Source organism: Paraburkholderia bryophila, assembly GCF_013409255.1.
Lineage (GTDB): Bacteria > Pseudomonadota > Gammaproteobacteria > Burkholderiales > Burkholderiaceae > Paraburkholderia.
The window spans coordinates 2352624-2379126 of sequence record NZ_JACCAS010000001.1 but is presented as its reverse complement, the minus strand read 5'-3'; the positions used below and the strand labels follow the sequence as shown (position 1 = coordinate 2379126).

Annotated in this window: 22 protein-coding genes; 12 read left to right on the top strand and 10 right to left on the bottom strand. The window is 63.8% G+C overall.

Features of this window, described 5'->3' with window-relative positions; genetic code table 11:
* The first annotated feature begins 120 nt into the window (after positions 1 to 120).
* On the top strand, positions 121 to 915 hold the full coding sequence (locus tag GGD40_RS10490) for an alpha/beta hydrolase (protein WP_373565275.1): 795 nt from the start codon (positions 121 to 123) through the stop codon (positions 913 to 915).
* Positions 916 to 1006: 91 nt separating this feature from the next.
* Here GGD40_RS10490 and GGD40_RS10485 read toward each other — a convergent pair whose 3' ends face one another.
* Entirely contained in the window at positions 1007 to 1465 is a 459-nt protein-coding gene (locus GGD40_RS10485; protein ID WP_179706968.1) for an Lrp/AsnC family transcriptional regulator, read from the bottom strand.
* A gap of 277 nt (positions 1466 to 1742) precedes the next feature.
* Between GGD40_RS10485 and GGD40_RS10480 the strand changes: the two genes are divergently transcribed.
* On the top strand, positions 1743 to 2816 hold the full coding sequence (locus tag GGD40_RS10480; protein ID WP_179743626.1) for a Leu/Phe/Val dehydrogenase: 1074 nt from the start codon (positions 1743 to 1745) through the stop codon (positions 2814 to 2816).
* A gap of 37 nt (positions 2817 to 2853) precedes the next feature.
* On the opposite strand, the gene GGD40_RS10475 is transcribed toward GGD40_RS10480, so the two are convergent.
* Positions 2854 to 3654 (bottom strand): bestrophin-like domain, encoded by an 801-nt coding sequence (locus GGD40_RS10475; protein WP_179706964.1) that lies wholly within the window; start codon positions 3652 to 3654, stop codon positions 2854 to 2856.
* A gap of 304 nt (positions 3655 to 3958) precedes the next feature.
* Here GGD40_RS10475 and GGD40_RS10470 point away from each other — a divergent pair, with 304 nt between their 5' ends.
* The gene (locus tag GGD40_RS10470; protein ID WP_179706962.1) at positions 3959 to 5620 is read left to right on the top strand and encodes a methyl-accepting chemotaxis protein; all 1662 of its coding nucleotides are present in this window, start codon (positions 3959 to 3961) and stop codon (positions 5618 to 5620) included.
* Positions 5621 to 5626: 6 nt separating this feature from the next.
* On the opposite strand, the gene GGD40_RS10465 is transcribed toward GGD40_RS10470, so the two are convergent.
* The 7 genes from GGD40_RS10465 to GGD40_RS10435 all read right to left on the bottom strand — a co-directional run bounded on the left by GGD40_RS10465 (position 5627) and on the right by GGD40_RS10435 (position 12281).
* A complete protein-coding gene (locus GGD40_RS10465) occupies positions 5627 to 6436 on the bottom strand; it encodes a c-type cytochrome (protein WP_179706960.1) in 810 nt (269 codons plus the stop codon).
* Positions 6433 to 8058, bottom strand: a complete 1626-nt coding sequence (locus GGD40_RS10460; RefSeq protein ID WP_179706959.1) for a b(o/a)3-type cytochrome-c oxidase subunit 1 — start codon at positions 8056 to 8058, stop codon at positions 6433 to 6435. The genes GGD40_RS10465 and GGD40_RS10460 overlap by 4 nt, the downstream gene beginning before the upstream one ends.
* The gene (locus GGD40_RS10455) at positions 8045 to 8617 is read right to left on the bottom strand and encodes a cytochrome C oxidase subunit II (protein WP_105510909.1); all 573 of its coding nucleotides are present in this window, start codon (positions 8615 to 8617) and stop codon (positions 8045 to 8047) included. The genes GGD40_RS10460 and GGD40_RS10455 overlap by 14 nt, the downstream gene beginning before the upstream one ends.
* A gap of 2 nt (positions 8618 to 8619) precedes the next feature.
* On the bottom strand, positions 8620 to 8796 hold the full coding sequence (locus GGD40_RS10450; RefSeq protein WP_179706958.1) for a hypothetical protein: 177 nt from the start codon (positions 8794 to 8796) through the stop codon (positions 8620 to 8622).
* A 43-nt stretch (positions 8797 to 8839) separates the two neighbouring features.
* Positions 8840 to 10186 carry a c-type cytochrome gene (locus GGD40_RS10445; protein WP_179706957.1) on the bottom strand — a complete coding sequence of 449 codons (1347 nt, stop codon included), beginning with the start codon at positions 10184 to 10186 and terminating at the stop codon, positions 8840 to 8842.
* Positions 10183 to 10899 carry a c-type cytochrome gene (locus tag GGD40_RS10440; protein ID WP_179743624.1) on the bottom strand — a complete coding sequence of 239 codons (717 nt, stop codon included), beginning with the start codon at positions 10897 to 10899 and terminating at the stop codon, positions 10183 to 10185. The genes GGD40_RS10445 and GGD40_RS10440 overlap by 4 nt, the downstream gene beginning before the upstream one ends.
* Before the next feature lie 494 nt (positions 10900 to 11393).
* On the bottom strand, positions 11394 to 12281 hold the full coding sequence (locus GGD40_RS10435) for a LysR family transcriptional regulator (protein WP_179743623.1): 888 nt from the start codon (positions 12279 to 12281) through the stop codon (positions 11394 to 11396).
* A 99-nt stretch (positions 12282 to 12380) separates the two neighbouring features.
* Between GGD40_RS10435 and GGD40_RS10430 the strand changes: the two genes are divergently transcribed.
* From GGD40_RS10430 to GGD40_RS10395, 8 genes are all read left to right on the top strand, one after another.
* Positions 12381 to 13709, top strand: coding sequence for an MFS transporter (locus tag GGD40_RS10430; RefSeq protein ID WP_179743621.1), 1329 nt, complete (start codon positions 12381 to 12383; stop codon positions 13707 to 13709).
* A gap of 337 nt (positions 13710 to 14046) precedes the next feature.
* Complete coding sequence (locus GGD40_RS10425) at positions 14047 to 14712, top strand: response regulator (protein WP_179744922.1); 666 nt, start codon at positions 14047 to 14049, stop codon at positions 14710 to 14712.
* A gap of 145 nt (positions 14713 to 14857) precedes the next feature.
* Entirely contained in the window at positions 14858 to 15547 is a 690-nt protein-coding gene (locus tag GGD40_RS10420; RefSeq protein ID WP_035553501.1) for a response regulator transcription factor, read from the top strand.
* Between the two features lie 111 nt (positions 15548 to 15658).
* The gene (locus GGD40_RS10415; protein WP_179706953.1) at positions 15659 to 16303 is read left to right on the top strand and encodes a response regulator transcription factor; all 645 of its coding nucleotides are present in this window, start codon (positions 15659 to 15661) and stop codon (positions 16301 to 16303) included.
* A gap of 246 nt (positions 16304 to 16549) precedes the next feature.
* The gene (aqpZ, locus tag GGD40_RS10410) at positions 16550 to 17296 is read left to right on the top strand and encodes an aquaporin Z (protein WP_179706951.1); all 747 of its coding nucleotides are present in this window, start codon (positions 16550 to 16552) and stop codon (positions 17294 to 17296) included.
* Positions 17297 to 17409: 113 nt separating this feature from the next.
* On the top strand, positions 17410 to 21780 hold the full coding sequence (locus tag GGD40_RS10405; protein WP_373565325.1) for an ATP-binding protein: 4371 nt from the start codon (positions 17410 to 17412) through the stop codon (positions 21778 to 21780).
* Positions 21781 to 22408: 628 nt separating this feature from the next.
* Positions 22409 to 22843: a CHRD domain-containing protein gene (locus tag GGD40_RS10400; RefSeq protein WP_179706950.1), complete on the top strand. Its 435-nt coding sequence runs from the start codon at positions 22409 to 22411 to the stop codon at positions 22841 to 22843.
* Between the two features lie 122 nt (positions 22844 to 22965).
* Entirely contained in the window at positions 22966 to 23931 is a 966-nt protein-coding gene (locus GGD40_RS10395) for an alpha/beta hydrolase (protein WP_179706949.1), read from the top strand.
* Here the strand turns inward: GGD40_RS10395 and GGD40_RS10390 are convergent.
* Positions 23901 to 24740, bottom strand: a complete 840-nt coding sequence (locus tag GGD40_RS10390) for an EcsC family protein (protein ID WP_179743619.1) — start codon at positions 24738 to 24740, stop codon at positions 23901 to 23903. The two genes, GGD40_RS10395 and GGD40_RS10390, sit on opposite strands and share 31 nt — an antisense overlap.
* A gap of 139 nt (positions 24741 to 24879) precedes the next feature.
* Here GGD40_RS10390 and GGD40_RS10385 point away from each other — a divergent pair, with 139 nt between their 5' ends.
* Positions 24880 to 26475 (top strand): MDR family MFS transporter, encoded by a 1596-nt coding sequence (locus tag GGD40_RS10385; protein WP_179706948.1) that lies wholly within the window; start codon positions 24880 to 24882, stop codon positions 26473 to 26475.
* Positions 26476 to 26503 lie beyond the last annotated feature (28 nt).

The window sequence follows — 26503 nt, the reverse complement described above, 5'->3', positions numbered from 1 at the left end:
ACGATGCACAGAAGAAGGTGGCTTGATAGACCAGCGCGTCGCAAGACTTCGCGTGGTGACGAATCAAGTCAGCTTCTTTTCAAATCCAGTTTGTACCCATTCTTTTCAATGGAGTTCGCCGTGAAGATTTTGCCTCTCGCCGCTTCGATTCTGTCTTTGTCCGCCTGCCTGTTCGCTTCGTCGGCGGCTATGGCGCAAGATGCCAAGCCTGCCGCCGCGCCGATCAAAAACATCGTCCTCGTGCATGGCGCGTGGGTGGATGGTTCGGGCTGGAAGCCGGTCTATGACATCCTCACCAAAGACGGCTACCACGTCACGATGGTGCAGGAACCGCTGACCTCGCTCGACGACGACGTCGCCACGACCAAACGCGTCATCGATCTGCAGGACGGTCCGACCATTCTCGTGGCGCACAGCTACGGCGGCTCGATCATCACCGAAGCCGGCGTCGATCCGAAGGTGACTGGGCTGGTGTACGTCGCGGCCCATGCGCCGGCGGTCGGCGAAGACGAATCGGATCTGGGCAAGCAATACCCGAGCTATACATCGAAGCAGCCGGGCGCCATCAAGAAGACGGACGACGGCTACACGTACCTGAATCCGGCCGACTTCCCGAAGGACTTCGCCGCCGACCTGCCGCTGAAGCAAGCCCAGTTCGAAGCGCAATCGCAGATCCTGACGGCGGCCAAAGTCTTCTCGCAGCCGATGAGCGTCGCCGCCTGGACCACCAAGCCGAGCTGGGGCATCGTCGCGGCGGACGACAAGATCATCAACCCGGACCTCGAACGTTTCTATTACCAGCGTGCTCATAGCCACACCACGGTGCTGGCCGGCGCGAGCCACTCCGTCTACGAATCGCGTCCCAAGGAAGTGGCCGCAGTGATCGAAGACGCAGCGAAGCACGCCCAGCAGTGATGCGTCGAGCGGGCAGCGGGACAAGAAGAGGTCATATCGAATGACGCCTCTGTCTCGCTGCCCGTGACCGGCAGCGATTTACCCGACCGCCTCAAATCTCCACCGACACCCCTCGCTTCAAACACCGCAACGCGAAAATGGACCGGCTGTTCTGAAACCCCGGCAACCGGTATAGCTTGCGCCGCAAAAACGCCTCATAGCCTTCGGTGCCGGCCACCGCGACCTTGATCAGATAGTCGTACTCGCCGGACACCAGAAACGCTTCGACGACTTCCGGCAGATCGATGAGCGCGTCGCCGAAACGCTCCAGCGTGCGCTCGTCGTGTTTGTCGAGCGTCACTTCGATGATCACGGTATCCGGCAGGCCGAGCGCCTTCTGATTCAGCAACGCCGCATACCCTTCGATCACACCCGCCTCTTCCAGTGCGCGCACGCGGTTCCAGCATGGCGTAGCCGACAGGCCGACCCGCTCCGCGAGTTTGGCGTTGGACAGGCGCCCGTCCTGGCGCAGTTCGCGCAGGATGCGCTGGTCGATGGCGTCGAGTGGCATGGGGATCCGGGTGGTTGGCGCGTTGCAGCATGTGTCGGTAGACGAACCATCTGCAAAATAAACTAAAGATAGGTATTCATTCTGCCACGACCGCTAAATCGCCAGATAAACAAAACGAAACCCTCAATTTGTCCGCCTAAACTCTTGCGACCGAGGCGCTTCTCCCGCGCCGCGTTTTGACTCCGTATGCCGGCCGCGATCCGGCCGGCATACGGCATCGCGTGCAGCCACCGCTGCGCGCTCCATTCAAATTACCTGCCCACAAGGAAGGACCCAGATGGACCGACTGACGACCACTGCCGCCGGCACACTTTTCGGCATTCACGGCGAACCCGCGCACGAACGCATCGTGCTCGCGACCGACGCCCCCACCGGCCTGCAAGCCGTGATCGCCGTGTACAGCACTGCGCGCGGCCCCGCGTTCGGCGGTTGCCGCTACTGGCAGTACGCGTCGGACCACGAGGCGTATAACGACGCGCTGCGTTTGTCGCAAGGCATGGCGTTCAAGAACGCGCTGGCCGATCTGCCGTTCGGCGGCGGCAAGGCCGTGATTCTGCGCAAGCCCGACGCGCTCGACCGCACCGCGATGTTCAAGGCCTTCGGCCGTCTGGTGCAATCGCTCGACGGCATCTACCTGACCGCCGAAGACGTCGGCACCACCGCCGACGACATGCGCGCGGTCCAAAGCGAAACCCGCTACGTGAGCGGCATTCCGCGTTCGGGCGACGTGTACGGCGGCAATCCGTCGCCGCGCACCGCGTACGGCGTGTTCATCGGCCTGCAGGCAGCGGTCGATTCGGCGCTGGGCCGCAAGTCGCTCGACGGCGTCTCGGTCGCGCTGCAAGGGCTCGGGTCGGTGGGCTGGGACCTGTGCGAGCGTCTGCATCAGGCGGGCGCGCAGTTGATCGTGTCGGACATCGACGCCACCCGGACCGCGCGCGCCGCGCAGATGTTCGGCGCACGAGTGGTGGAGATCGCGCAGATCGCCGGCGTGGAAGCGGATGTGTTCGCACCGTGCGCGCTCGGCGGCTCGATCACCGCCGAGGTCGCCGCGCATTGCCGCTTCAAGGTGATCGCGGGCGGCGCGAATAATCAGTTGATGTCGCTCGCGGAAGGCGACGTGCTGCATCAACGCGGCATTTTCTACGCACCGGACTTTCTCGTGAACGCGGGCGGCATTATCAGTTGCGTGCGCGAATATCTGGGTTCAGCGGAAGAAGCGTCGGTACTCGCCGAAGTCGCGCAGATCGGTCCGCGTGTGTTTGAACTCGCTGGCCGTGTTAGCGCAACGGGCGTTGCGCCGGCGCGCGCGGCGGTGGCGTGGGCGCGTGAAAAGATGGTCGCCGCCTGAGGCTGCTCGGCGACTCCGCCAGCAAACGCCCCGCCGTTCACTGACTCAGATGCCCCAGCGCATCTCGCATCGGCTGACTCGACACCACGATCGGCCCGGTGAACGGCGTATCCAGATCCACGATCACATACACCGCCGACGCGATCGACACCGCCCCCAGGCAGATCGTGACGAGCGCGAGCGCATTGCGCGGCGCGATCAGGCCGAAGCTCATAAAAATCACGGCCAGCCAGAAGGTCAGTGTGGTGAAAAACGGCCGCGAAATCGAACTGTGCGCTTCTTCGATGATTTTCCAGCGCGCGTCGACGACCCGCCGGTATTGCAACAAACCATCTTCGAGCGCGCGCTGTTGCAGCGGATCGTGCGAGCGTAGTTGCCGCAATTCCCGTCCCACCGCGGTCAGCATGTCGCCAAGCCGCACGTTTTCCAGTTTTTGCGAGTTGTCCTGCGTGCCGACGTCCTTCGGATAGTCGCCGCTGGGCGCCGGCTCGCCGGGCCAGGTCGACGCGATGGCCGCCGCCGTGTACTGGCGCAACAGGTCCCGGGCGCGGCTGGTGTCGGCGCCGTATTCGCGCAGGGTCGTGTCGAACTCGATCAGATCGGCCGCATAGGTGCGCAGATCGTTCGACGTGGTATCGAAGCTCGCCTTCGCGGACGCCGTCATCAAACCGAGCACCAGCGCGGCGAACGTCACCAGCATGCCGATCACCAACTGAATCAGTTGCACCGTTTCGTGCGCTTTATGTTCCTCGGGCAGCAGCGGGCGCACCCACACGCCGACCCCGGTCGTGCCGAGCAATAAAAGAAAGACCAGTAAAGCCGAGTCTATTTCCGACATGGTCATGCTCCGAAGACACGCGCCTTGTCACTGTCCTTCAACTCCGCTGCGGCGGCTAGCCGGGTAGTCCCGCAAACGCCTTGCGCGAATAGCGCTCCGCTGCCGCCAATAGGGTGAACCATCGCAAATGCTTGCGCTATTCACCATAAAGTTTTTTGTAAACCGGCCGTTGACCCTTTGTGTGGCATTCGCTTAATTTTAGATAAATGGTTGCGGACCTGGCCGGACGGGCTTGGGCGCAGCACGCGTGGCCGAGGCGATTTACTGAACATTCGGTCAGGCAGCCCAATGGAGACTAGCCCCGATGCTGAAAAATCTGTCGATTCGTACCAGCCTTACCCTGATGATCCTGTTTTTCGGCGTGCTGCTGCTGGCCGGCGCCGCCGCCGGTCTGCTGTCGCTGCGTTCAAGCAACGCGTCGCTGCAGCAGATGTACACCGTAGACACGCCCGCCGTCGCCGATCTCGAAGGCAGCGCCGGACAACTGCTGCGTCTGCGTCTCGCGTTGGCGACTTACGCGTCGCTGAACGACCTCAACGATCAGGACGGCGCGAACGCCGTGCTCAAGCGTTTCGATCAGTACCAGAAAGCATCCAACGATCGTCTTGCCCACTATGTGAGCCGCGCGAGCACGGATGCCGACGAACAGCGCCTGATCAAAGACATGATGGACAAGCGCGACACCTTCCTGCGCGACGGCGTCGAGCCGGCGCTCGCCGCGCTCAAGTCGGGCGACAAGACCGCGTTCCAGCAATTGCAGGCGCACAAGCTGCCGTCGCTCTATAGCGCGTTCGAAAAGTCGATGCTCACGCTCGAACAACTGCAACTCGATCACGGCGCGCAGCGCTATCAGGACGCGCAGGACCTGTTCTACGCGATCTCTATCGCGGTGGCGGTCGGCATGGTGTTGTCGCTGCTGGGTTCGTTGATTGGCCGCGCGGTGCTGGTGCGCGCGATCGTCAGTCCGGTCGACGCCACCATCGCGCAGTTTCAGCGCATTGCCGACGGCGACCTGACGAGCCGGATCGACGTCAGCAGCAATAACGAAATGGGCCGCCTCGCGGCCGCGTTGCGCAAGATGCAGGACTCGCTGATCGCGACCGTGAACACGGTCCGCCAGGGCACGGAATCGATCGACACCGGCGTGAGCGAGATCGCCTCGGGCAACACCGATCTGTCGCAACGCACCGAGGAACAGGCGGCGTCGCTGGAAGAAACGGCGGCGAGCATCGAGCAACTCACTTCCACCGTCAAGCAGACGGCGGACAACGCCAAGCAGGCGAGCTCGCTCGCGCAGGGCGCGTCGAGCCTGGCCGCGCAGGGTGGCGATCTTACCGAGCAGGTGGTGGGCACGATGCACGGCATCGTCGACGACTCGCGGCGGATTGCCGACATTGTCGGCGTGATCGAAGGGATCGCTTTCCAGACCAATATTCTGGCGCTGAACGCGGCGGTCGAAGCGGCGCGCGCAGGTGAGCAAGGCCGTGGTTTCGCCGTGGTGGCGAGCGAAGTGCGCTCGCTGGCGCAGCGCAGCGCGGCGGCAGCCAAGGAGATCAAGGGCTTGATCGATGCGTCGACGGCGCGCGTGCAGGCCGGCTCGCAACTGGTCGAACGCTCGGGTTCGACGATGACCGAAATCGTCAACGCGATTTCCCGCGTGAGTTCGATCATGAGCGAGATCGCATCCGCTGCGCTCGAACAGAGCACCGGGATCGATCAGGTCAATCTCGCGGTCGCGCAGATGGACGAGGTGACCCAGCAGAACGCGGCGCTGGTCGAGCAGGCTGCGGCGGCGGCGAGTTCGCTGGAGGATCAGGCGCGGCGACTGACGTCGGCGGTGGCCGTGTTTCAGACGGGCAGCGGTTCGTCGCGGTCTGCTTCTGCTGTGCGACGTGGCGGTTCGGCTGCTGCGGGTGAGACAGCCGCTGCGGGAGCCGCTGACAAGCGCTCGTTCGCAACGGCCTGACGCGGGTTACGGCATCGTGGCGTAGTACTTCGCCACGCTGTCGATCTCTGCGGGTGTCATCTGCCGCGCGACATTGCGCATCTGCTCATTGATGTCGTTGTGTCGCGCGCCGGCAGCAAAGGCATGCAACTGCGCCGCGAGATAAACGGACGACTGTCCGCCCAGCCATGGCGCGGCGCCTTTGCGATCCAGTTGTCCGTGGCATGCCGCGCACGGTGCAATATTGCGCTGCGGATCGCCCTGCATGGCCAGCTTCACCGCGTTAGCATCCGGTCCCGCATTCGACGACGGATTCTCCGCTGCCGGCCCTCTCGACAGCGACGCATAGTAAGCCGCCAGATCGTGCAGATCCTGATCGCTGCGCGTGGCGATAATCGCCTGCATCACCGCGTTCTGACGTCCGCCGCTCTGAAAGTCGCGCAACTCTTTGTAGACCACATCGGCGTACTGTCCGGCGAGCGCGGGCGCGGTCACCGGCGGCGTGCCCTGCACGCCGTGGCACATCGAGCAATTCTGCGTCGCGATGGTCGCGCCCCGGCCGATCGAAGTCGCGTCGGCGTTCGCCCGTCGCAACGGCGGCAACACCACCACGTCGCTCGGTGCCGGGCCGGTGAGATTCGCGCCGCCGTACCAGGTGGACGGCGCGCCCGCGGCGCTGCAGATCGTTGCCCATAAGCTGCGGTCGCCGAACGCATTGTTCGCCGACGGCAGCCAGACAAAGCCGATCAGTATGCCCACGACCGCGATCGCGATCGTGCCGCCCACGCTCAGCGTGAACCACGGGTTGCGCAAGCTGAAGACGCGTTCCTGATTCATCGCTGCGCTCCGACGATAACTGCCGGCACGGACGTCTGCGGCAATCTGAGCAACTGCACGATCGGCACGCTGTAGTTGACGACCGTAAGGCCGATCATCAACGCCACCCACAAGCCGAAGCTATTGAGCGCGGCCGGCACGCGTTCCACCGGCTGCACCGCGCTCGCGAAGCGGAACGTCTGCTGCGGTACGACGGGGCCGAATTGCGACTTCGCGAGGATGTAGATGAACATCACGCCCGACACGACCAGGATCAATCCGCCCACCGCCGACATACCGACCCAGAACGCCTGCTGCTGCATGCCCGGCGCGTTGTAGTCGTAATACGCCATGCGGCGCGGCGCGCCGAGCAGGCCGACGTAATGCCACGGCAGCGTGACCACCATCATGCCGATGAACCACAGCCACAGTTGCGTGCGCACCAGTCTTGCCGATGCGATCGCGCGGCCGGTCAGTTGCGGCCACAGTTCGTACGCAATCGCGAAGTACATGATGACGATCGCGCCGCCGAAGATCAGGTGGAAGTGCCCGGTGACCCACTGCGTGTTATGCACCGTCGAGTTCAACTGGTAGCTCATGTTGATCAGCCCGCCTGCGCCGCCCAGCCCCAGCATCACGAACGAAAAGGCGATCACCAGCATCATCGGGTTTTGCCACGGCAGCGCGGTGAGCCAGCCGAACGCGCCCTTGCCGCCGCGCAACCGGCCGGCGATTTCCACCGACGCGCAAATCGTGAACACCGTCAGCAGCGTCGGCACCGACACCATGCCGGTGAACACCGCGTGCAGGAACTTGAAGCCGGAGCCGACCTGCGGATCGGCGAACAGATGGTGAATACCGATCGGCATCGCGAACACGAGGAACATGATGAACGACACGCGCGCCATTGAATCACTGTAGAGCCGTCCGCCGATCGCGCGCGGCACTAACGTGTAGTACGCGATATACGCGGGAATCAGCCAGAAGTAGACGATTGCGTGCAGCGTCCACGAGAACAGGATGCGCGACAGGCCGGCGTCGATCGTATTGGTGAGGCCGAAGGCGACGGGCAGAATCTGGAACAGGATTTCGAGCGCCGCGCCGATCGCGGTCCACGCCCACAGATACGCGCCGGCCACGTTGGCGAACATGGCGAGCGGGATCGGCTTGCCGGGGTTCGCGCGTTTCCAGATGCGCAGATTGACGTGCATCAGCGCGACCCAGATCCACGAGCCGACCACCACCAGCACTACGCCGAGATAGTAGAAGGGACTGCCGATCATCGGCGGATAGAAGGTGTAGAGCACCGAGGCCTGGCCAAGCGCGACCGGCACCACGGCCATCACTGCGCCGACCGCCAGCAAGATGAGCGCGGCCCATGCCCACTTGAGACCGGCAAGGCGCTGCCCGAGCGCGAGTTCGACGATCGCGTAGCCGAAGCCCATCGAAACCAGCGTGGGCAGCACGTAGGCCATCACCGTGCCGTGCGCGGTCACCGAGCGATAGTAGAGCTCCGGGTCGCCGACCCATGGCATGAACGGGCTGCGCGCCAGCATCTGCCACGCGCCGAGAAACAGCGCGATCAGAAACGCAATGAAGGCGAGCCAGAAATGGGCGAGAACGAGTCGCTTAGCGTGAAACACAGCTCAGCCTCCGGGATTGTCGGGCTTGCGCGAAGAAGGTGGCTTTGTCGACCACTTTGACGTGCGCCCACATGGTTTGATGGCCGAAGCCGCAGAATTCGTGACACGGCATGGTGTGATCGCCCGGCGTGTCGAAACGTGTGTTCATCGTCGAGACGTAGCCGGGCACGACCATCGTGTTGATGTTGGTGTCGGTCACGAGCAGGCCGTGCACGACGTCCGCGCTGGTGGTGCGGATCGTGATCGGAGTATCCGCGGGTACCAGCAGGCACTGCGGCGTGAACGAGTACTGCTGCGCGATGAAGCGCACCACCACCGAGCCGTCCGGTTCGACCGCGCTGCCGAGGTTGTCCTCGACGAATTCGCCCGAGAGTTGCAGGCGCGACGGGTCGATCGTTTCGACGCGCGACGGCGGCATCATCGCCCAATGCAGCCCCGAGTAGACGATGACGGCGAGCATCAGCACGATCAGCGCGACCGCGAAAATCGCCCAGCGCCGTTCGGCGCGCAGCGCGACGGCGTGACCGCCGCCGGATGAATGATTGGTATCGGTCGACATGATCAATGCACAACGCCGCGCGGCAGAAAGACAAAAAAGTAAAAGGCGAACCAGATCGCCATGACGATCAGCGTGGCGACCCCGGCTACCGCGATCGCGCCGTGCGGGCCGGCCGCGACGACGCGCTCCACTTCGTCATCCGTCGGCGGGGCGCCGCTGCGGGTATCGTTCTCTTCCATCAAAAGATTCTCCAGTGCGGCGGTTCAGTGCAGCCGGTGCGGTTCAGTGCAACGGTGCATTGCGCAACTCGTTGACTTCGCGGGACGTCACCGGCTGGCCGTGATTGCCCCACGCGGTGCGGATATACGTGACGACGGCGGCGGCGTCGGTATCGTTCAGTTCCTGGCCGAACGGCGGCATGCCGTACGGCTCCGGATTGCGCATGGTGCCTGGCGGGAAACCGCCGTTCAGCACGATCCGGATCGGATTGACGGCCGAGTCCATTTCGATCGACTGGTTGCCGGCCAGCGGCGGGTAGTGCTGCAACTGGCCTTCGCCCTTGGCGCCGTGGCACAGCGCGCACTTGTCCGCGTAGATCTTCGCGCCCAGTTGGAACACGTTGGTGCTGGTCGACGCGGACGGTCCCGACTTGCGGCCGCTCTTATCGGGCAGGGTCTTCAGATACACGGCCATGGCCTTGACGTCGTCTTCGGTCATGTATTGCAGGCTGTGATAGGTGACTTCGGCCATCGGGCCGTACACGGCGCCGCGATCGGAAATACCCGCCTGCAGCAGATCGACGATGTCCTTGATGCTCCAGTCGCCGAGGCCGCCGTCCTTGTCGGAGGTCAGCGACGGCGCGTACCAGTTCTGCACCGGAATCAGGCCGCCCGCGAACTGCTCGCTCTGCGACGAGCCGCCGAGCATGTTGATCTTGGAGTGGCACATCGTGCAATGCCCGAGCCCTTCGACCAGATACGCGCCGCGATTCCACTCGACCGATTTGGTCGGATCGGCCTGGTACTCGCCTTCACGGAAATACAGCGTGCGCCAGCCGTACAGCAACTTGCGCTGATTGAACGGGAAGCGCAGCGTGTGCGGGTGATTCGCTTCGCGCACCGGCGCGACGGTCTTCAGATACGCGAAGATTGCGTTCGAGTCGTCGCGCGTGACCTTGGTGTATTGGGCGATCGGCATGGCCGGGTAAATCAGCGTGCCGTCCGGCGTGCGGCCGGTGCGCATCATCTTGAAGAACGCTTCCTGGCTCCAGGTGCCGATACCGTATTGCGCGTCCGGTGTGATGTTCGGCGAGTACAGCGTGCCGAACGGCGTTTCCATCGCGAGGCCGCCGGCGAACAGTTTGCCGCGCGGCGCCGTGTGGCACGCCACGCAGTCGCCGGCGCGCGCCAGGTATTCGCCGCGTTTGACGAGGTCGGTCTGGGCGGCGGTTTGGTCGGTTGCCGGGACTGCCGCCGGTGTGGCGGTCGTGGCTGCGGGTGGCGTCGGGCTGGCGGCGCGTGCTTCGGCGATCAATAGCGTCTGCGGCACATTGAGCAGCACGGCGCTACTGGCCAGGATCAGGCCGGTCATCAGCGTGAGAGATAAACGCGCGCGAAGTGTCGGCTTCATTGCGGTTGGCTCCCACAGGCGAGCGGCAAGCGCGCGGTCGTCGCCGGCGCGGGCCGAGGATCGGCCGGACGCGGCTGACGGGCGAGCCAGCTGGATACGGCGGTGATGTCCTTGTCGCTCAGCTTCACGGCGATCGAGTGCATGCAGTCCGGCGCGAGCGCGTGACGCGTGCCCGAGCGCCACGTCCCCATCTGTCCGGCGATATAGCTCGCGTGCAGACCGAGCAGTCCGGGAATGCCCGGCTGCGTGCCGGTCATGCTCGCGCCATGGCAGGCAATGCAGGCGGGAATCTTGCGCGTGGGGTCGCCCTGCGTGACGAGCCGCTGTCCGGCGGCGAGCACTGCCGGCGAGACGGCGCTGTGATCGGCGTCGGGATAGGGCGGTTGCAGATCGGCGAAGTACTGGCTGATTTTGCGCAGATAGTCGTCGGGTAAAAACGCGAGCAGGTAGCCCATCGGCGGATAGGTCCGGCCGCCGTCGCGGAACGCAGTCAATTGATTGAACAGATAGTCGGCCGGTTTGCCGGCAATGCGTGGGAAGTAGTCGTCGTTCAGCCCCTGGCCCTGCACGCCATGACACGAGGTGCAAGCGCGCACGCGCTCGTCCATGGCTGAAGGCATGACGCCAGGTGCGTCAGTCGCGGCGAGCGCCGCGCCGCTCCACATGACGTAAAACACGAACAGGACGGAAGATCCGAAAGTTCTGCGATGCACGCCAGGCCTCGTTGTGGAAACGTTCTTTTTTCTGAATGGTTTTCTCGCGCATTCACCCCTGTATTGGCTGAATGAGCGAATGGGCGATGCGTGACAGCTCTGCCGGTCTGTTTATATCGACGGCATCAATGGCGAATCGTAACGGACTTATTCTGGACGGCAATACGTCGACACGCTACGGCGAGGCAATTGCTTGACTTAACTCAATGAGTCGCGTGAATGCGCCGCTGGGTCGCGGTTTTCGGGCTGCCGGACATAACGCTGAAACGTTCCGCAGCGGACAGCGGATTGCGGAATTCGATCCAGTGCATCAATGTCGGAAAAGCGCATTCGACTGGGTACCAGACCATCATAGGCGGCGAGTAGCGTGCTTTCAATATTTCTATTGAAGGTCCTCTCGCGTGACGGCGATATCGCGTGAATGCGATTGTTTGATGAGGGCTTTCAAACAGGCCGTGTGCGCTGTCGTCGCATGAGCGGCCTGGTCCTGCGGCTCAACTGAACAGCCGCATCAATGCCGTGCGCGCGTTGCTGACGCGTTCGCTTTCGCCGAGTCGCCCCGGCAGCAGATGAAACTCGACAGCGGGCAAGGCCGGCAGGTTCACGCCCGGCGGGCAGGGCACCACACCGCCGCCCGTCGACGATTCGTTCAGGCAGGAAATGCCGAGCCCCGCTTTCAGCGCCAACTGCAGGCCGGCTACGCCGGACGCCGAGTGCGATACCAGATACGGCACCTTGTGCTCGTCGAGCAACTTGACGACGAAGCGCTGCAACTGGCAACTCGACGGCAGCAGCACCAGCGAATACGGCGTGGCCGGTCGCGGACCGGCATCGGCGGCGCAGACCCACAGCAGTTTTTCGCGCCGCACCACGGTGCTCGGTACGGCGGTGCGGCGGCCGGCGGCGCGCGCCGTGTCCGTGACGAGTCGCAACGACACGCCGATGTCGAACGACGCATCGTCACCGGCGTTGCTGTCGATCACCGCGCTTGGCTGCACGTTCACGTGTAGTTTCAGACGCGGATGCTGCTCCGAGAACGTCTTGAGAATGCGCGCGATGTCGTGCGGACGGTAATAGTCCGTGATCGCGATGCGCAGTTCGCCGTCGAGCGAACGGCCTTGCAGATCTTCGAACGCCGCTTCGCTCATCGCGATGATGCGGCGCGCGTGGTCGAGCAGGCGGCTGCCGGCCGGCGTGGCGGTCACGCCCTGCTTGCTGCGCACGAAGAGCGGCAGGCCGGCGCGCTCCTCGAGTTTCTTCAACTGCTCGCTTACTGAAGACTGCGACAGGAACACGCGCTCGGCGCCGGCCGAGACGCTGCCCGATTCCGCGACGGCGACGAAGGTTCGCAACTGCGTCAGGTCGAATCCACGTTGGCTCATGATTCGGTTTATCCGATGGAAGTCATCTGAATTTCCGGCTTTTCCGATGGAAGGCCCAGCCGTAGGATACCTCCAGATTCTTACTTTGCGGAGGGTGTGATGAAAAACGGAACAGTTGCAACGGCGCTCGGTTCGGGCGGGCGCACGGCGAGTCATCGGTGGAAGGTGCTGGGCGTTGGCTTCGCCGCAAACGCGAGTTTTTCGGCGGCGTTCTCGGGGATCCCGACGACTGCGGTCTTTTTGCGCTCGGACTATCACCTCGGCAATGGCGGCCTCGGACTGGTGCTCGGCATGCTCGGCCTTGGGATCGCCGTCAGCGAGTTGCCGTGGGGCCTGCTGACCGACCGCTGGGGCGACCGGCGCGTGCTGCTGCTCGGGCTGCTGACGACCGCCGCGGCGTTGGCCGGCATGGCGCTGTTCGTGGCGCCATCGGGCGCGCATGTACCGAGCGTGACGATGCTCGCGCTCGGCCTGCTGCTGGTCGGTTTGCTGGGCGGCAGCGTCAACGGATCGAGCGGGCGCGCGGTGATGGCCTGGTTCCGCGAAGGCGAGCGCGGACTGGCCATGAGCATTCGCCAGACCGCGGTGCCCGCGGGCGGCGGCGTCGGCGCGCTGGTGCTGCCGGTGCTGGCTTCGCACTTTGGTTTCGCTAGCGCCTATGCCGTGCTGGCGCTGGCCTGCGCGATCACGGCCGGATTCACCCGGCACTGGCTGCACGAACCGTCGCACGTCGACGCGGACGGCGCGCGCACGGCTCATGGCGCGGCGGGTGCTACGGGTGCTACGGGTGCGACGCCCGCGAAGGTCTCGCCGTTGCGCAACGTCAGCATCTGGCGCGTGGCACTTGGCGCGGCGGCATTGTGCGTGCCGCAACTCGCCGTCATCACGTTCGGGACGGTGTTCCTCCACGACTTCAGCCGTGCCGGCGTGCTGGCGATTAGCCTGACGATGGCCGCGGTGCAAACCGGCGCGGCCATCGCGCGGGTCTGGAGCGGCGGCTGGACCGATCGGCGCGGCAATCGCCGGGCGTACATGCGCGTCTGCAGTTTGCTCACGGCGGTGTTGTTCGCGTCGCTCGCTCTGCTGACGGGACTCGCCGGCCTGCATCACGCGGCACTTTCCAGCGTGTTCGCGGTAATGATCGTGTTGGGCGGGGTGAGCGCCTCGGCGTGGCACGGCGTCGCGTTCACGGAGCTGGCCACGCAGGCGGGCACGAGCCGCGCGGGCACGGCGTTGGCGATCGGCAATACCTGCGTCTTTCTCACGCTGTTCCTGACGCCGCTCGCCATTCCGCTATTACTGTCGATGGGTTCGTGGCCGATGGTCTGGGCCGTGGCCAGTGTTTGCGCGCTGATCGCGTGGCCGGTCTTTCCGCGTGCGGTGCGCAGCGGCAAGATAAGTGCGGCGCCTGTGTGCGACCCGACCTGAGGCGAGCGCGGCGACCGTCACGCGGACCATTCGCTAGCGCGTCGCGAAGCGCTTCAAATTGAACGAAGCGATTCAGTGAGCCATTGGCTATAAAAATGCCGCAAATATCCATTCCGGGTATTTGCGGCATTTTGCCTTTTGGATAGACCCGCATTGAACTATTAGTTTTTTACAGGATTCGGAAAGCTCCGATTTTCGCGGCGTGGTGGTGGTGATTTTATGGCCGCCTTGGCGTACTTATAGGCGTCGCCGGGTTGCCGTTAAAGCATGCGCAGAGTACGTCGGTTTATTCCTGCGCATTTGCCAATTATCCCTACAACAAACACGAGAAATCCTGGTGAACCTTAGAATCATTCTGGCGGACGATCATCCATTCGTTCTGCTTGGCATTCGGGCCGCGCTGGAAATGCGAGCCGGCGTCACCATCGCCGGCGAAGCGGCGACGCCGACTTTGCTAGTCGACCTGTTGCAGAGCACGCCGTGCGACGTGCTCGTCACCGATCTCTCGATGCGGGAACCTCGCGGCGGCGCCGAAGACGGCCTCGGCCTGATCCGCCGCATCCGCCGCGATTGGCCTCAAGTGCGCATTGTCGTGATGACGACGCTGATGAACACCGCGATCCTGCGCGCCATTGTCGCGGACGGCACGGTCAGCACGCTCGGCAAAACGGAGTCGATGGGCGAACTCTGGCGGGCCATCGAAGCAAGCGCGAGCGGCGACGTCTACGTCGGGCGTTCCATCGTCGACGCGCTCGCGCATCCGCACGACAGCGAGCCTCAGCGGCCGCCCGTGTCGCGTCTGTCATGGCGGCAAGCGGAAGTCGTCAAGCGCTTCGCCGGCGGACAGTCGATCGCCGACATTGCCGCCGCGCTCGGTTGCCATCGTCGTACGGTGAGCCGCCAAAAGCGCGAAGCGATGGCCAAGCTCGGCGTGACTAACGATCCGGGCCTCTTCTCTTACCTGCGTGCACACGGGATTATTAATTTTGAATCGCATATCTAAGCAATTTGGCGAAAAAACGGGTTGTGATTGGGGGTGTTTCGGAGCGATCTTATGGTTATTTTCGAGGGAACGTTTAATGATCGACGCTCGGCCGGTTGCGCCGATCACAACGGCGAGCAGTCAAGATAGAAAGGGGAATTAATCGATGAACGACGTCGCTGAAACAGGCACACCTGTTAGAGCCATCATTGCGGACGATCATCCGCTGGTTTTACTGGCGATCGAAAATCTGATCGGTGGCTATCCGAATATGCAAGTCGTCGGTCGCGCGGCCGACGCCACCGAGCTCTTCATGGAAGTCGAGCGCAATCCATGCGACCTGGTGCTGATGGACCTGTATATGCCGGGCGGTTTCGACGGCAATGGGCTCGAGGTCGTCAGGCAGTTCAAGCTGCGCTATCCCGGTGTGCGGCTCGTCGTGCTCACCATGGAAACCGAGGCGAACGCGCTGCAGAAGGTGATCTCGCTCGGTGTCGACGGACTGGTCAGCAAGCGCGACCGGATCGATCTGATTCACGTGGCAGTCGTCACCGCGCTCGCGCGGGAGTGCTACGTCGGGCCGGCCGTGCGCGCGCTGATCGCCGACGCCACGGTGACGCAGCGGCTCGATTTCGTGCGCACCATGTTGTCGCGCCGCGAACTCGAGGTGTTCACCCAGTACGCGTCCGGGCTCGGCGTCACCGAGATCGCTGCGCGCCTCGGCCGCAGCGTAAAGACGATCAGCGCGCAGAAATGCACGGCCATGCGCAAGCTGGCCTTGCAGAGCGACGCGGAATTGTTCCGCTTCGCCGTCGAGCACGGCGTTGTTGCGGAGGAACGTGCGCAGAGCCGGTAACGGACCGGCAAGGTGTCGCGCCGCGAACGGTGCGACGGTCAGAAGAGACATTGGCACGGCCTGGGGAAGCGCAACGCGTGCAGGGCGAGCCAATCGATAACACAAGAAGAAATGACAAGAAAAATCCGCGTCATCGTGGCCGACGATCACGACTGTGTTCGCGTCGGCGTCCGGCGGCTGTTGTCGGCCGCGTCACATATCGAAATCGTCGGCGAAGCGGCCGACACCTATGGTCTGGCCGAACTCCTCGACTCCTGCGTGTGCGACGTCGTCGTGTCGGACATCAGCATGCCCGGCATCGACGGCGGCAGTAATGCGGTTTCGTTTCTGCGGCGCGTGTTGCGAGGCCGGCCTCATCCCTGCATCGTCGTGCTGACGATGATTTGCCATGCGCACATGCTGTCCGGCCTGCTGCATATCGGCGTTGGCGCAATCGTCGACAAGCGCGACGTCGCCACTGCGCTGATCGACGCGATCGAAGCCGGCATGGCCGGCCGCGTCTATCTGTCGGAGCAGGCGCGCACCGCGATGGAAGCGGCGGATACACCCGTGCAGCTTCGTGCCGGCATTTTGAGCGCGCGCGAGTGGGAGGTTTTTCAACTGTATGTGCAGGGCCTCGCCGTCCACGAAATCGCGGTCCGTTTGCAGCGCAGCGGCAAGACGATCAGCACGCAGAAGCGCAGCGCGATGCGCAAGCTGGGTCTTGAGACGGAGTCCGACCTGATCGACTACGCAAGACAGATTGGGTTGACCTGAGGTTCGGTTGAGAGGCCGACGGCCGACCCTCTGAGGTCATCAAAGCGTCCAATTTAGGACTCTGCTGATTGGATTGATGGCGTTGCCATTTCATAGTTCTGAGTTCACTGCGGCTTAGTTTTCCATTCACACGACGCGCGTACTTATTTCGTCATGCTGAATGGAAATGCCGCGAAGAATTCGGGCTGACGTCTTACTGCAATCGTGTACTGCCGTCTGCCTTGTCCAGAAGAATTGGGAGACGGCATGGTCGCGCTAGGGAAGCGGTTGTTCGTAGAGGGCGTCGGAACGGCATGGCTGGTGTTCATCGGCTGCGGCAGCGTCGCGTTGAGCACCGGCGCGGTTCAGCAGGGGTACGGCGTGCTTGAAGTGTCGTCGGCATTTGGGCTCGCGCTCGCTACAGCCGGCTACCTGTTCGGCGGCATATCCGGCGCACATTTCAATCCCGCTGTCACCGTGGGCTTCACGGCCGCGCAGCGTTTTCCGATCAGGGACCTGGTGCCCTACATCGCTGCCCAGCTCCTCGGGGCGACCGCCGCCGCGGCGTTGCTTGTCTATGTCGCGAGTGGCCGCCCCGGTTTTGCACTGGGCGCAAGCGAGTTCGCCGCCAACGGCTTTGGCGAACATTCCCCCGCCGACTATCCATTGCATTCGGCGCTGGTCGTCGAGTTCGTACTCTCGTTCGCCTTTGTCATGTCAAACCTCATGGTTGCGGCTCGCCATCACATGGCGTCGATCGCGCCGCTGGTTGTCGGCGCGTGCCTGATGCTCGTTTATCTGGTGTCGATTCCTGTCACCAACGGCTCGGTCAATCCCGCCCGTTCTACCGCCCAGGCGTTGTTTGTCGGCGATTGGGCGCTGGATCAGCTTTGGTTGTTCTGGGCCGCGCCCATGTCCGGCGGCGTTGTGGCCGGTATTCTGTTTTCATTTCTGCACCGCAAGTCGGACCGCCCGGTTGACGCGAGCGCCGGTCGTCAGAGCGAATCCGCGTGAGCGGTAACCTCAATCTGTGGGTGGCGTTGCCCGTCCGTGCTCGGCCAGGTAGTGCGTTGAGGCGTGGACTCCGGCGCCTGTGGTCAGCCCTGCTAGTCCTTTTCTTCTGCGGCATCGCGCACGCTGCGGCTGTCGCCCAGCCGTCCGGCGAGGCATCACGGCCTCCAGCCGCAAACGCCGCTCCCGCCAGACTGACCGTCGGTGTGCTAGCCAGCAACTGGCGGCCGTTCGAGGCGCTAGAAGGCGGCCGGCTCACCGGCATGAGCGTCGACTATTTGCGCGCGTTGGTCGGGCCGGATGTGGTGATCGAAGCCAAGGCCTTTCCCGACATGCCGCAACTGCTCGCCGCCGCATGCGCGGGCCAGGTCGATCTGTTGATGAGTCTTGCGCGCACGCCTGAACGCGAGCGTTGCCTGAGATTTACCGTGCCGTATTTTCGCTCTTCGATATCGGCGGTGGCTCGCCGGGACGGTGAGGGCTACGGGACAGCATCGCAGCTTGGCGCGGCGCGCATCGCCATCGAGAAAGGTTTTGCACTGGAGCGTTCAGTGCGCGAGCGCTTTCCGCGTGCCGAGATCAACGCGTTTGCAACCACCCACGCCGCGCTTGCCGCGGTTGCTCGGGGCGACGCAGACGCTTACTTTGGTTTCACCCCGGCCGTGCAATACGCACTGGCCACCGACGAGTTCCGTAGCCTGAGCGTCGCGTTCGAGGAAGGCAGCAAAACCGCGGATCTGCGCTTTGGCGTCCCGCGCAGCCGCACTGCGCTGCGCGATCAGCTCGACCGGGCGCTTGCATCGCTCGACCCGGCTGACGACGCGGCGTTGCGCGTGCGCTGGCTACCCGGCAACTTCGACGCCGGGCCGGTGACCGGTGCGCCGCGTCTGGTGCTCACTTCGCGAGAGCAAGCGTGGCTTCGGTCATTGCCGCCGTTGCCGGTGGGTTTCGATAGCACCTGGCCACCCTTCAGCTATGTCGACGACGCCGGCCATCCGGCCGGCGTCGCCGCAGACCATCTGGCGTATTTGAGCCGCACGCTCGGCGTGGTGTTCAGCCGCGCTTCCACCGCGGATTGGCCTGCCACCATCGCCGCCTTTCAACGCGGCGAGCTGGCCATGCTGGCCACCGCTTCCAGCAATGATCCGCGCTTAAGAAACGCGCAGCACACCCGTGCGTACGAGAGCTATCCGCTGGTCATTGTTGGGCGCGAAGACGAGCCGGCCGCGCGCGCGCTCGGCGACTTCGCGTCGCGCCGCATTGTCGTTTCGTCGCATGTCGCCGGCTCGGTTCCGCATGCGCTCGACCATATTCCTCTGGACCACATCGCGATCGCGCCCAGTCTCGACGACGCGCTGGCCATGGTCGCCGCAGGTGAGGCGGATGTCCTGGTCGGCAACGTGGCCGCCGTCGACGTCGTGCTGAAGCGCCGCTATGTCGGCGTGCTCAAGATTCTCGGCACGGTCGGCGAATCCGACGCGCTCAACTTTGCCGTGCGCGCAGACTTGAGCCCGCTCGCCGGGCTGATCGATCGCGCTTTGCTGGCCATGCCGCCGGCGGAAAAGCAACGCATCAGGCAGAAATGGGTCACCGGCAGCGCCACGGGCGCGGGCATGTGGAGCGTGACCGCGCTGCGTCTGCTGCCGTTGCTGATCGGCATCGGCATTGTTCTGCTTGTCACGCTGCGAGCCTGTCTGTTGCTGCAGCGGGAGGTCAGGCTGCGCAAGAAAACCGAGCGCGACCTCGCGCTGCAACTGAGCTTTCAGGAAACCATGATGAAGATGGTGCCCTATCCGCTGGTTGCGAAGGACCTCGACGGCCGGTATATCGCCGTCAATCAGGCCTACGAAGAAGCCTGCGGCATGCGCCGCGAAGCCGTGGTTGGCCGCACCATGAAAGACGTGCAGAGCTGGGGCGAAGCCAACAGCCAAATCCTCGACGAGATGACCCGCGAGATGCTCAAGGGTCGCGAAACGGCGCAGGCGGAGTTGCAGTTCGTGCGCAGCAACGGCGACGTGCGGCACGGCCTGTTCTGGACCAGCACCTGTCGCGGCAGCGACGGCAAAGCGGTTTGCGTGCTCGGCACCATGGTCGATATCACCGATATCCGGCGTGCCGAAATGCTCGCTCGCGAAACCGAGCGCCGTCTCTTCGATGTGACGCGCTCGTTGCCGGCCGTGGTGTTTCAACTGCGTCGTACGGCCGACGGCGTGTACTCGTTTCCATACATCGGCGGCGACACGCGGTTGCTGCTGGGCGGTAGCGCCGTGATCAAACGCGATCAGGTCGATTTCAAGCGCGTTTGCGAGCAGGACCGGCCGCTCGTGATCGCCCAACTCGAGCACTCGGCGCGCTGCGAAACGCCGGTGCATATGGAGTTTCGCTTTGAAAGCGAAGGTGATCTCAAGTGGGTGCGCGCCGAGTTGGTCCCACGGCGGGAGGGCGCCGGCAGCGTCGTGTGGAGCGGGTACTGGGTGGATGCCAGCGTGGAGCACGCGCGCTCCGACGAACTGGCGCGGGCACGCGACGTCGCCGAAGCGGCTTCACGCGCCAAAGACGACTTTTTCGCGATGATGAGCCACGAAATCCGCACGCCGATGAACGGCGTGCTCGGTCTCGTCGAAGTGCTGGAGCGCACGCCGCTCAACGCCGATCAAGGCGAGATGCTGAGCATGATTCACGAGTCGGCGGGCGCGCTGCTGCAGATTCTCGACGACCTGCTCGATTACTCGAAAATCGATGCGGGTCGGCTGACTATCGAAGCCGAGCCCATCGACATACGTGAACTGGTCGACAACGCCGTTGGCCTGCTGGCGGGTCGCGCGCACGAAAAGGGTTTGAAGGTGCGCGTCGATATCGCCGCGGAAGTCGCCGCGACCTTGCGGGGCGACAGCGTGCGTTTCCGGCAGATTCTGTTCAACCTGCTCGGCAACGCGATCAAGTTCACGCCGTCCGGCGAGGTCGACGTGGGGCTGTCGGTTGTCGCGCAAACCGGCGGCGCCCAAACGCTCGAGGTGACGGTCGAGGACACCGGCATCGGCATTGCCCCTGACGTCCAGGCGCGGCTCTTCGAACCTTTCGTGCAAGCCGAATCGTCGACCACGCGCCGCTTCGGCGGCACGGGTCTCGGTTTGACGATCTGCCGCAAGCTGATCGATCTGATGGGCGGCTCGCTCGCGCTGCACAGTGAACCTGGCCGCGGCACGCGGATGACCGTACGGCTCAGCATGCCGGTCGAAGCACAGCGTTATTCGGTCAGCGCGTTGCGCGGTAAGCGTGGTGTCGTCGCGACTAGCGACGCGCGAGTCGGTCAGGCCTTAATGCATTTCGGCGAGGCGCTAGGACTCGAACTGCGTCGCTTTGCGCCGGATGCGCCGGAACTGCGTGACCGCGCGGCGCTGGCCGATGTGGATCTGCTGTTCGCGAGCGAGGACGTGACATTTCCTGAGGACGTTATGCGGCGTTCCCGCATCGTCAGCCTGACTGAGAAGCCGAAGCCGACCGGTTATCGCATTATTGACAACAACGTGCGCGTCAGCATCAATCCCATTTCGTGGCGCGGGCTTGGTGCAGCATGTGCTGCAGCGGTGACCGGGTTGCCGGCGGTGGCGCCGCGTTTGGGCGGCATGCCGCGTACGCCTGAGGGCGGCGCGGCGATTCCCGATCGCGAGCGCGCCATCGCGAGTGGCCGGCTGATCCTGGTCGCTGAAGACCATCCGGTCAACCAGGAGTTGATCCGCCATCAACTGGCTCTGCTCGGTTTCGCCTGCGACGTCGCGAACGACGGCGCCGAGGCCTTGGCCGCGCTTGAACACACTACCTACGGCTGCCTGATCACTGATTGCCACATGCCGAACCTGTCCGGCTATGAACTCACGCGGCGCATTCGCGAACTGGAGGCGGGCGGGGCTTATCGACTGCCGATTCTGGGTATCACGGCGAACACCGCCCCTGAAGACCTGAATCTGTGTCGCGAAGCCGGGATGGACGACAGCCTGGTGAAGCCGACCCGGCTCGCCACGCTGCGCGATTATCTGAGCCGCTGGTTCGGCACCGACAGTACGCGACAAGCCGCGTCCGCGGAGGCAGTCGGCACGACGGCCACCGCCGGAGACGGAGTTGTCGCAGCGCGCACCGCCGAGCCGTTCATCCCAGTCGATCTGAGTTACATGACGCAACTTTGGGGAAGCGAGTCGACCGTCAAGGCATTGCTCGACTCGTTCGTTTCCTCGGTGCGCGAAGATATGGCGTCGTTGTCGCCGATGCTCGAGCGCGTCGAAACTGAGCGTGTGCGCGAATGGGTGCACCGGGTGGCTGGGGCGGCAAGCGTGCTGCAGTACCCGCCTTTGCTGAATACGCTCGACGCGTACCGTCGCGTTATCGGCGTTGAATCACCCGAGCGAGTGCGCCTGGATGGGCTCGCGCTGATCGACAAATGCAATGCCATGCTCGACGGTATCGAGCAGCAAGCGGCGTTGCTCGCTTGAGATTTGCCGCGAGGCGTAGCGGCGATCGCCTCGTCGGTCAACGCGATTGGCCGCGCGAATCCAGCAGAATCCGGAAAAGAGCGAAAAAAATGGGCGAAAAAAAACGCGGCCGAAGCCGCGTTAAAGATTTGGAGACATCCCTCGATGAAGGAGTCACTTCTCGCAACCGGAAGCATAGCCGGGATGGCGCGATTCATTCACTACAAAAAGCGCAATTAACTGTTTGAAGAAATCGAAGAAAGCGTGGATAGCTGTCTCGTCGGCGGCGAGTTCAGCGAATGAATCGGCGTAGTCGAAGCATCAATTGCGGCCATGGGTCGCGCAATTCGACACGTCGCCGGTAGCGTATCAGTCCGGCTCCGACTCGAAATTGCTTTCGCAAAAAGGTCGGCGTGCAGCGATAGCTACGCACAACTACGAAGTCCGCACCGCGCGCCGGGTTGAAGCGAGCAGCCCGAGCCGTACGGCTGCATCGACCGCATGCAACGGAAAACGGTCAACCGCGCGCGCACGCCGTCGCGCACACGCCGTCTAACGCAAACGCCTGCAGGGAAATTGCACTAGTATGTGGTGGCTCCGCACGCAGCCGAACCGTCGGTGCGGCGGTGCATCAAGTCCGGAGAAGACCATGATTACGCTGCGAAAATTGAATCTGGCTGTGGTGTTGTGGGCATTGGCGTCGGGCGCTGCCTTCGCCGACACGGTGGCGCTGAAGGCGGATCTCGAACCTTCAAGCGAAGTGCCGCCGCGCGTGAGTCACGGACACGGCATGCTGAACGCCACGTTCGACACGTCGACCAAATCCCTGCAGTGGACAGTCACCTACGAAGGCCTGAGCGGCCCGGCTACCGCCGCGCATTTCCACGGCCCCGCGCCGGTCGGACAGAACGCCAAGGTGCAGGTGCCGATCGACAAAGACGCGCTCGCGAGCCCGATCAAAGGATCGGCGGCGCTGACCGAGCAGCAGGTCACGGATCTGATGGCGGGGCAGTGGTACTTCAATGTTCATACCGCGCAGAACCCGACGGGCGAGATTCGCGGGCAGGTTTTACCGGCCAACTAAATTAGTCGGAAAGCTTGGCCGGTGGGTGGATCGCGCGGTTTTGGGATTAGAAGCCGCCGTCCACCGGCGCCGTGTCGAACGCACGTACCATGGCGGGACACGAATGAAGGAGTGTGTCCCCAATGAGCTGGCAAAGTGCACTCGCCACCTGGTACCTGCGCAGGCAGTTTCGTCCGGAAACCCTCAAGCCGGGCATCAATGTCGAAAGAGCGCGTGCGCTGACCGCGAAGCGGGCCTGGTCGCCGCGCGTGCCGCGCGGCTGGCATCTGCGTGAGTTGTACGGAGCGGACGACACGCCCTTGCGCGGCGAATGGCTTGAGCCCGCCGGCGAGCCGCACGCAGCCCACATCAGCCCCACCGTGCTCTTTTGCCATGGCGGCGGCTACTACTTCTGTTCACCAAAAACACATCGTTCGATCGTATTCGGCCTCGCGACGCGCGCCAAGGCGGCGGTGTTTTCGCTCGACTACCGACTCGCCCCCGAACACCGCTTTCCCGCCGCACTCGACGACGCCACCGCGGCCTATCGTCAATTGCTCGCGGACGGCGTCGCGCCCGAGTCGATCGTGATTGCCGGCGATTCAGCCGGCGGCGGCCTCGCGCTGGCCACGCTGGTGGCGTTACGCGATGCCGGCGATCCGATGCCGGCAGGCGGCCTGCTGTTCTCGCCATGGACCGATCTGGCCGCGACCGGCGCGAGCATTCGCAGCAACGACGGCCTCGACCCGATGTTCAGCGGCCGTGCGATTGCGCCGGCCGCGCAACTCTATCTCGGTGAGACACACGCCACGCACCCGCATGCCTCACCGGTCTATGCCGACCTGCGCGGCTTGCCGCCGCTCTTCATGATGGCCGGCAGCACCGAGGTGTTGCTCGACGATTCGCAGCGCGTAGCCGATAACGCGCGCGCGGCGGGCGTCGACTGCGAATTCGAGGTGTGGAACAAGATGCCGCACGTCTGGCCGATCTTCGCGCCGTTCATTCCCGAAGCCAATCGTGCGCTCGACCGTTCGGCCGCTTTCGTGCGGCGCGTGACGAGTCGCGCCGCCGGTGCCAATCAGCCGTCTAGCGCGATGTCGATGGTTTGATAAGCGGCTTCGATGGTTTCCGGACCGTACTGCCGCTCCAGCCGCCGCACGGTGAAGTGACCGTGCGCGACCTGCTGGAAATGGTCGATGAACACCGTATTGACCATCGCGCCGAGCACCGCGCCGATCGCGGGAATCGATTTGGCGGCGATCTGCTCGCTGACCTGTACCGAGAAGCGCGCGGCAATCGTATTGAGCAGCCGCAGCAAGGCTGCCGAGCCGTGCGCGGTGAATCCCTTGGTGGCGATTTCCGACGACGCCTTCGACACCGCCTGCGCCAGCGCGCCGCGCATGATGAAGTAGCCGAAGTCGGCGTCGTCGTCGGCCTTGGACGTGCCGCCCATGCCGAGCACCGTCAGGCACTGCAACTGCGTGTCGATCGAGCTCAGGTCCTCGCCCTCGCTGCGCGCGATGTCGCAGATCGAGCGGAACATTAACGTGGTCGTGACCGGCAACTCCACTGGCAGCGCGAACAGTCCGAACGCGCCGCCGGCCGCGCCGGTGGTCGCCACGGCGAACTTGTGCAGCAGGTTGCTCGGCCGGTCGGGCACGATCAGCGGCGCCGCGTCCCGGCGCCCGAGCGTGCGCAGCGCGATCGACAGGCATTTGCGCAACGCCAGTTCCGTCGCGTCGGTGACCTTTTCGTTGGCGAAGGCCGGCATGCGCGACATCAGCTTTTCGAGCGGCGAGCCGACGATACTGGCCAGTTTCATCGCCAGCGCGGGGCTTTCCAGTTCGTGTTTCGCGCGCCGCAGCGCGTTCAGGTCTTCATCCGATAGGGCTTGTGCTGCGAGCAAACTCGGCTCCATGTGCCTCCCTGGCGTCATGTTGGATGCATTCTTCAGTCGATTGTCGCTACGGTAAACCGTGGCGACGCGTCCCATTTAGAGCGCGAGCTCGTGGTATGATTCCCAATCATTTGACGAGTCAACTGTTGCTCTATCAAAAATGGCTGTCCATACTGCGGCCCACCACTCGAGTGGGCAAGTTTTACCGTTCCGTGAATCGCTTCTGGCGATGCTCGGCATCTCCTTCGTCACGATGCTCGTGGCGCTCGATCAGACCGTGGTCGGCACCGCGCTGCCCACCATCGTCTCGGAACTCAAAGGGTTCGAGCTCTACGCGTGGGTCGCCACGTCGTATCTGCTGACCTCGGTGATTACCGTGCCGATCTTCGGCCGCCTCGGCGATTATTACGGACGCAAGCCGTTCGTGATCGCATCGATCGTCGTGTTTACGGGCGCGTCTGTACTGTGCGGCGCCGCCAACAGCATGATGTTCCTCGTGCTCGCGCGCGGGCTACAAGGCATTGGCGGCGGCATGCTGGTCGGCACCGCGTTTGCGTGCATTCCCGATCTATTTCCCGATTCCGTGGTGCGTTTGCGCTGGCAGGTGCTGATGAGTTCGGCATTCGGTATCGCTAACGCAGTGGGGCCGTCGCTCGGCGGTTTCCTCACGCAGTACTACGGCTGGCGTTCGGTCTTCTACGTCAATCTGCCGGTCGGGCTGTTGTCGCTGTTTTTCGTCTGGCGCTTCCTGCCGCATCTTCGGCACGTCGAGCACAAAGGTAAGATGCGGCTCGATTGGCCCGGTGCCGTGCTGATCGCGGTGGCGCTCGGCTCGCTGCAATTGTTCGTCGAGTTGCTGCCGAAGCATGGCGTCACGTTGAGCGCGCTGGCGCTGCTCGCGTTGAGCGTCGCCTCGGCCTACGCGCTGTGGCAGTGGGAAAAGCGCTGCCCGACGGCGATCCTGCCCGTCGACATGTTCCGCAACCGCAGTCTCGCCGCGCTCTTCACGCTTGCCGTGCTGGGCGGTTTCTCGATGTTCTCGCTGCTGTTCTACGCGCCGTTGCTGTTCCAGGGCGGCTTCGGCATGTCGCCGAAAGAAGCGGGGCTCGTCATCACGCCGCTGGTGGTGTTCATCACGATCGGCAGTATCGCGAACGGACGCATCGTGTCGCGCGTGCGCAATCCGAATCTGATGCTGTACATCGGCTTTGCGCTTCTCGCGCTCGCCTGCCTCGGCGTGGTCGTCGCGACGCGTGCCATGCCGCAATGGCTGCTGATGACGTTCATGGTGATCGGTGGCCTCGGTCTCGGTTTCGTGATGCCGAACCTGACCATCTTCGCGCAGCAGACGGCCGGCCGCGAGCACCTCGGTATCGCCACCGCGCTGCTGCAGTCGCTGCGGATGATCGGCGGCATGCTCGGCACGGCGCTGACCGGCACGCTGGTCAGCCATATGTACGCGAGCGGCGTGCGCAGCGCGCTGGAAAACGATCACGCGTCGCAATGGTTCAGCGATCTCGGCGATCCGCAGATCCTGATCAATCGCGACGCGCAAACCACCTTGCTCGGTCAGTTGACGCATGCGGGCCACAATGGCGCCATGCTGCTGGAAAGCGCGCGCGAGGCGCTGGTCGCGGCGATTCATCTGGGGCTCGCGATGGCGGCGATCATTGCCGTGGTGTCGGTGTGGCAAAGCCGCCGTGTGCCGCTGGTCAAGCTTCAGCGCAAGCTGGAGCCGGTGATTCACGCGGATTGATTTTTTTAGACCTACCGGTTTACTGAAG

Bases quoted from the DNA above. Each gene is read 5' to 3' on its own strand.
- GGD40_RS10485 (WP_179706968.1), bottom strand. From the start codon at position 1,465: ATGCCACTCGACGCCATCGACCAGCGCATCCTGCGCGAACTGCGCCAG.
- GGD40_RS10480 (WP_179743626.1), top strand. From the start codon at position 1,743: ATGGACCGACTGACGACCACTGCCGCCGGCACACTTTTCGGCATTCAC.
- GGD40_RS10475 (WP_179706964.1), bottom strand. From the start codon at position 3,654: ATGTCGGAAATAGACTCGGCTTTACTGGTCTTTCTTTTATTGCTCGGC.
- GGD40_RS10470 (WP_179706962.1), top strand. From the start codon at position 3,959: ATGCTGAAAAATCTGTCGATTCGTACCAGCCTTACCCTGATGATCCTG.
- GGD40_RS10465 (WP_179706960.1), bottom strand. From the start codon at position 6,436: ATGAATCAGGAACGCGTCTTCAGCTTGCGCAACCCGTGGTTCACGCTG.
- GGD40_RS10455 (WP_105510909.1), bottom strand. From the start codon at position 8,617: ATGTCGACCGATACCAATCATTCATCCGGCGGCGGTCACGCCGTCGCG.
- GGD40_RS10450 (WP_179706958.1), bottom strand. From the start codon at position 8,796: ATGGAAGAGAACGATACCCGCAGCGGCGCCCCGCCGACGGATGACGAA.
- GGD40_RS10445 (WP_179706957.1), bottom strand. From the start codon at position 10,186: ATGAAGCCGACACTTCGCGCGCGTTTATCTCTCACGCTGATGACCGGC.
- GGD40_RS10435 (WP_179743623.1), bottom strand. From the start codon at position 12,281: ATGAGCCAACGTGGATTCGACCTGACGCAGTTGCGAACCTTCGTCGCC.
- GGD40_RS10430 (WP_179743621.1), top strand. From the start codon at position 12,381: ATGAAAAACGGAACAGTTGCAACGGCGCTCGGTTCGGGCGGGCGCACG.
- GGD40_RS10420 (WP_035553501.1), top strand. From the start codon at position 14,858: ATGAACGACGTCGCTGAAACAGGCACACCTGTTAGAGCCATCATTGCG.
- GGD40_RS10415 (WP_179706953.1), top strand. From the start codon at position 15,659: ATGACAAGAAAAATCCGCGTCATCGTGGCCGACGATCACGACTGTGTT.
- aqpZ (WP_179706951.1), top strand. From the start codon at position 16,550: ATGGTCGCGCTAGGGAAGCGGTTGTTCGTAGAGGGCGTCGGAACGGCA.
- GGD40_RS10400 (WP_179706950.1), top strand. From the start codon at position 22,409: ATGATTACGCTGCGAAAATTGAATCTGGCTGTGGTGTTGTGGGCATTG.
- GGD40_RS10395 (WP_179706949.1), top strand. From the start codon at position 22,966: ATGAGCTGGCAAAGTGCACTCGCCACCTGGTACCTGCGCAGGCAGTTT.
- GGD40_RS10390 (WP_179743619.1), bottom strand. From the start codon at position 24,740: ATGGAGCCGAGTTTGCTCGCAGCACAAGCCCTATCGGATGAAGACCTG.
- GGD40_RS10385 (WP_179706948.1), top strand. From the start codon at position 24,880: ATGGCTGTCCATACTGCGGCCCACCACTCGAGTGGGCAAGTTTTACCG.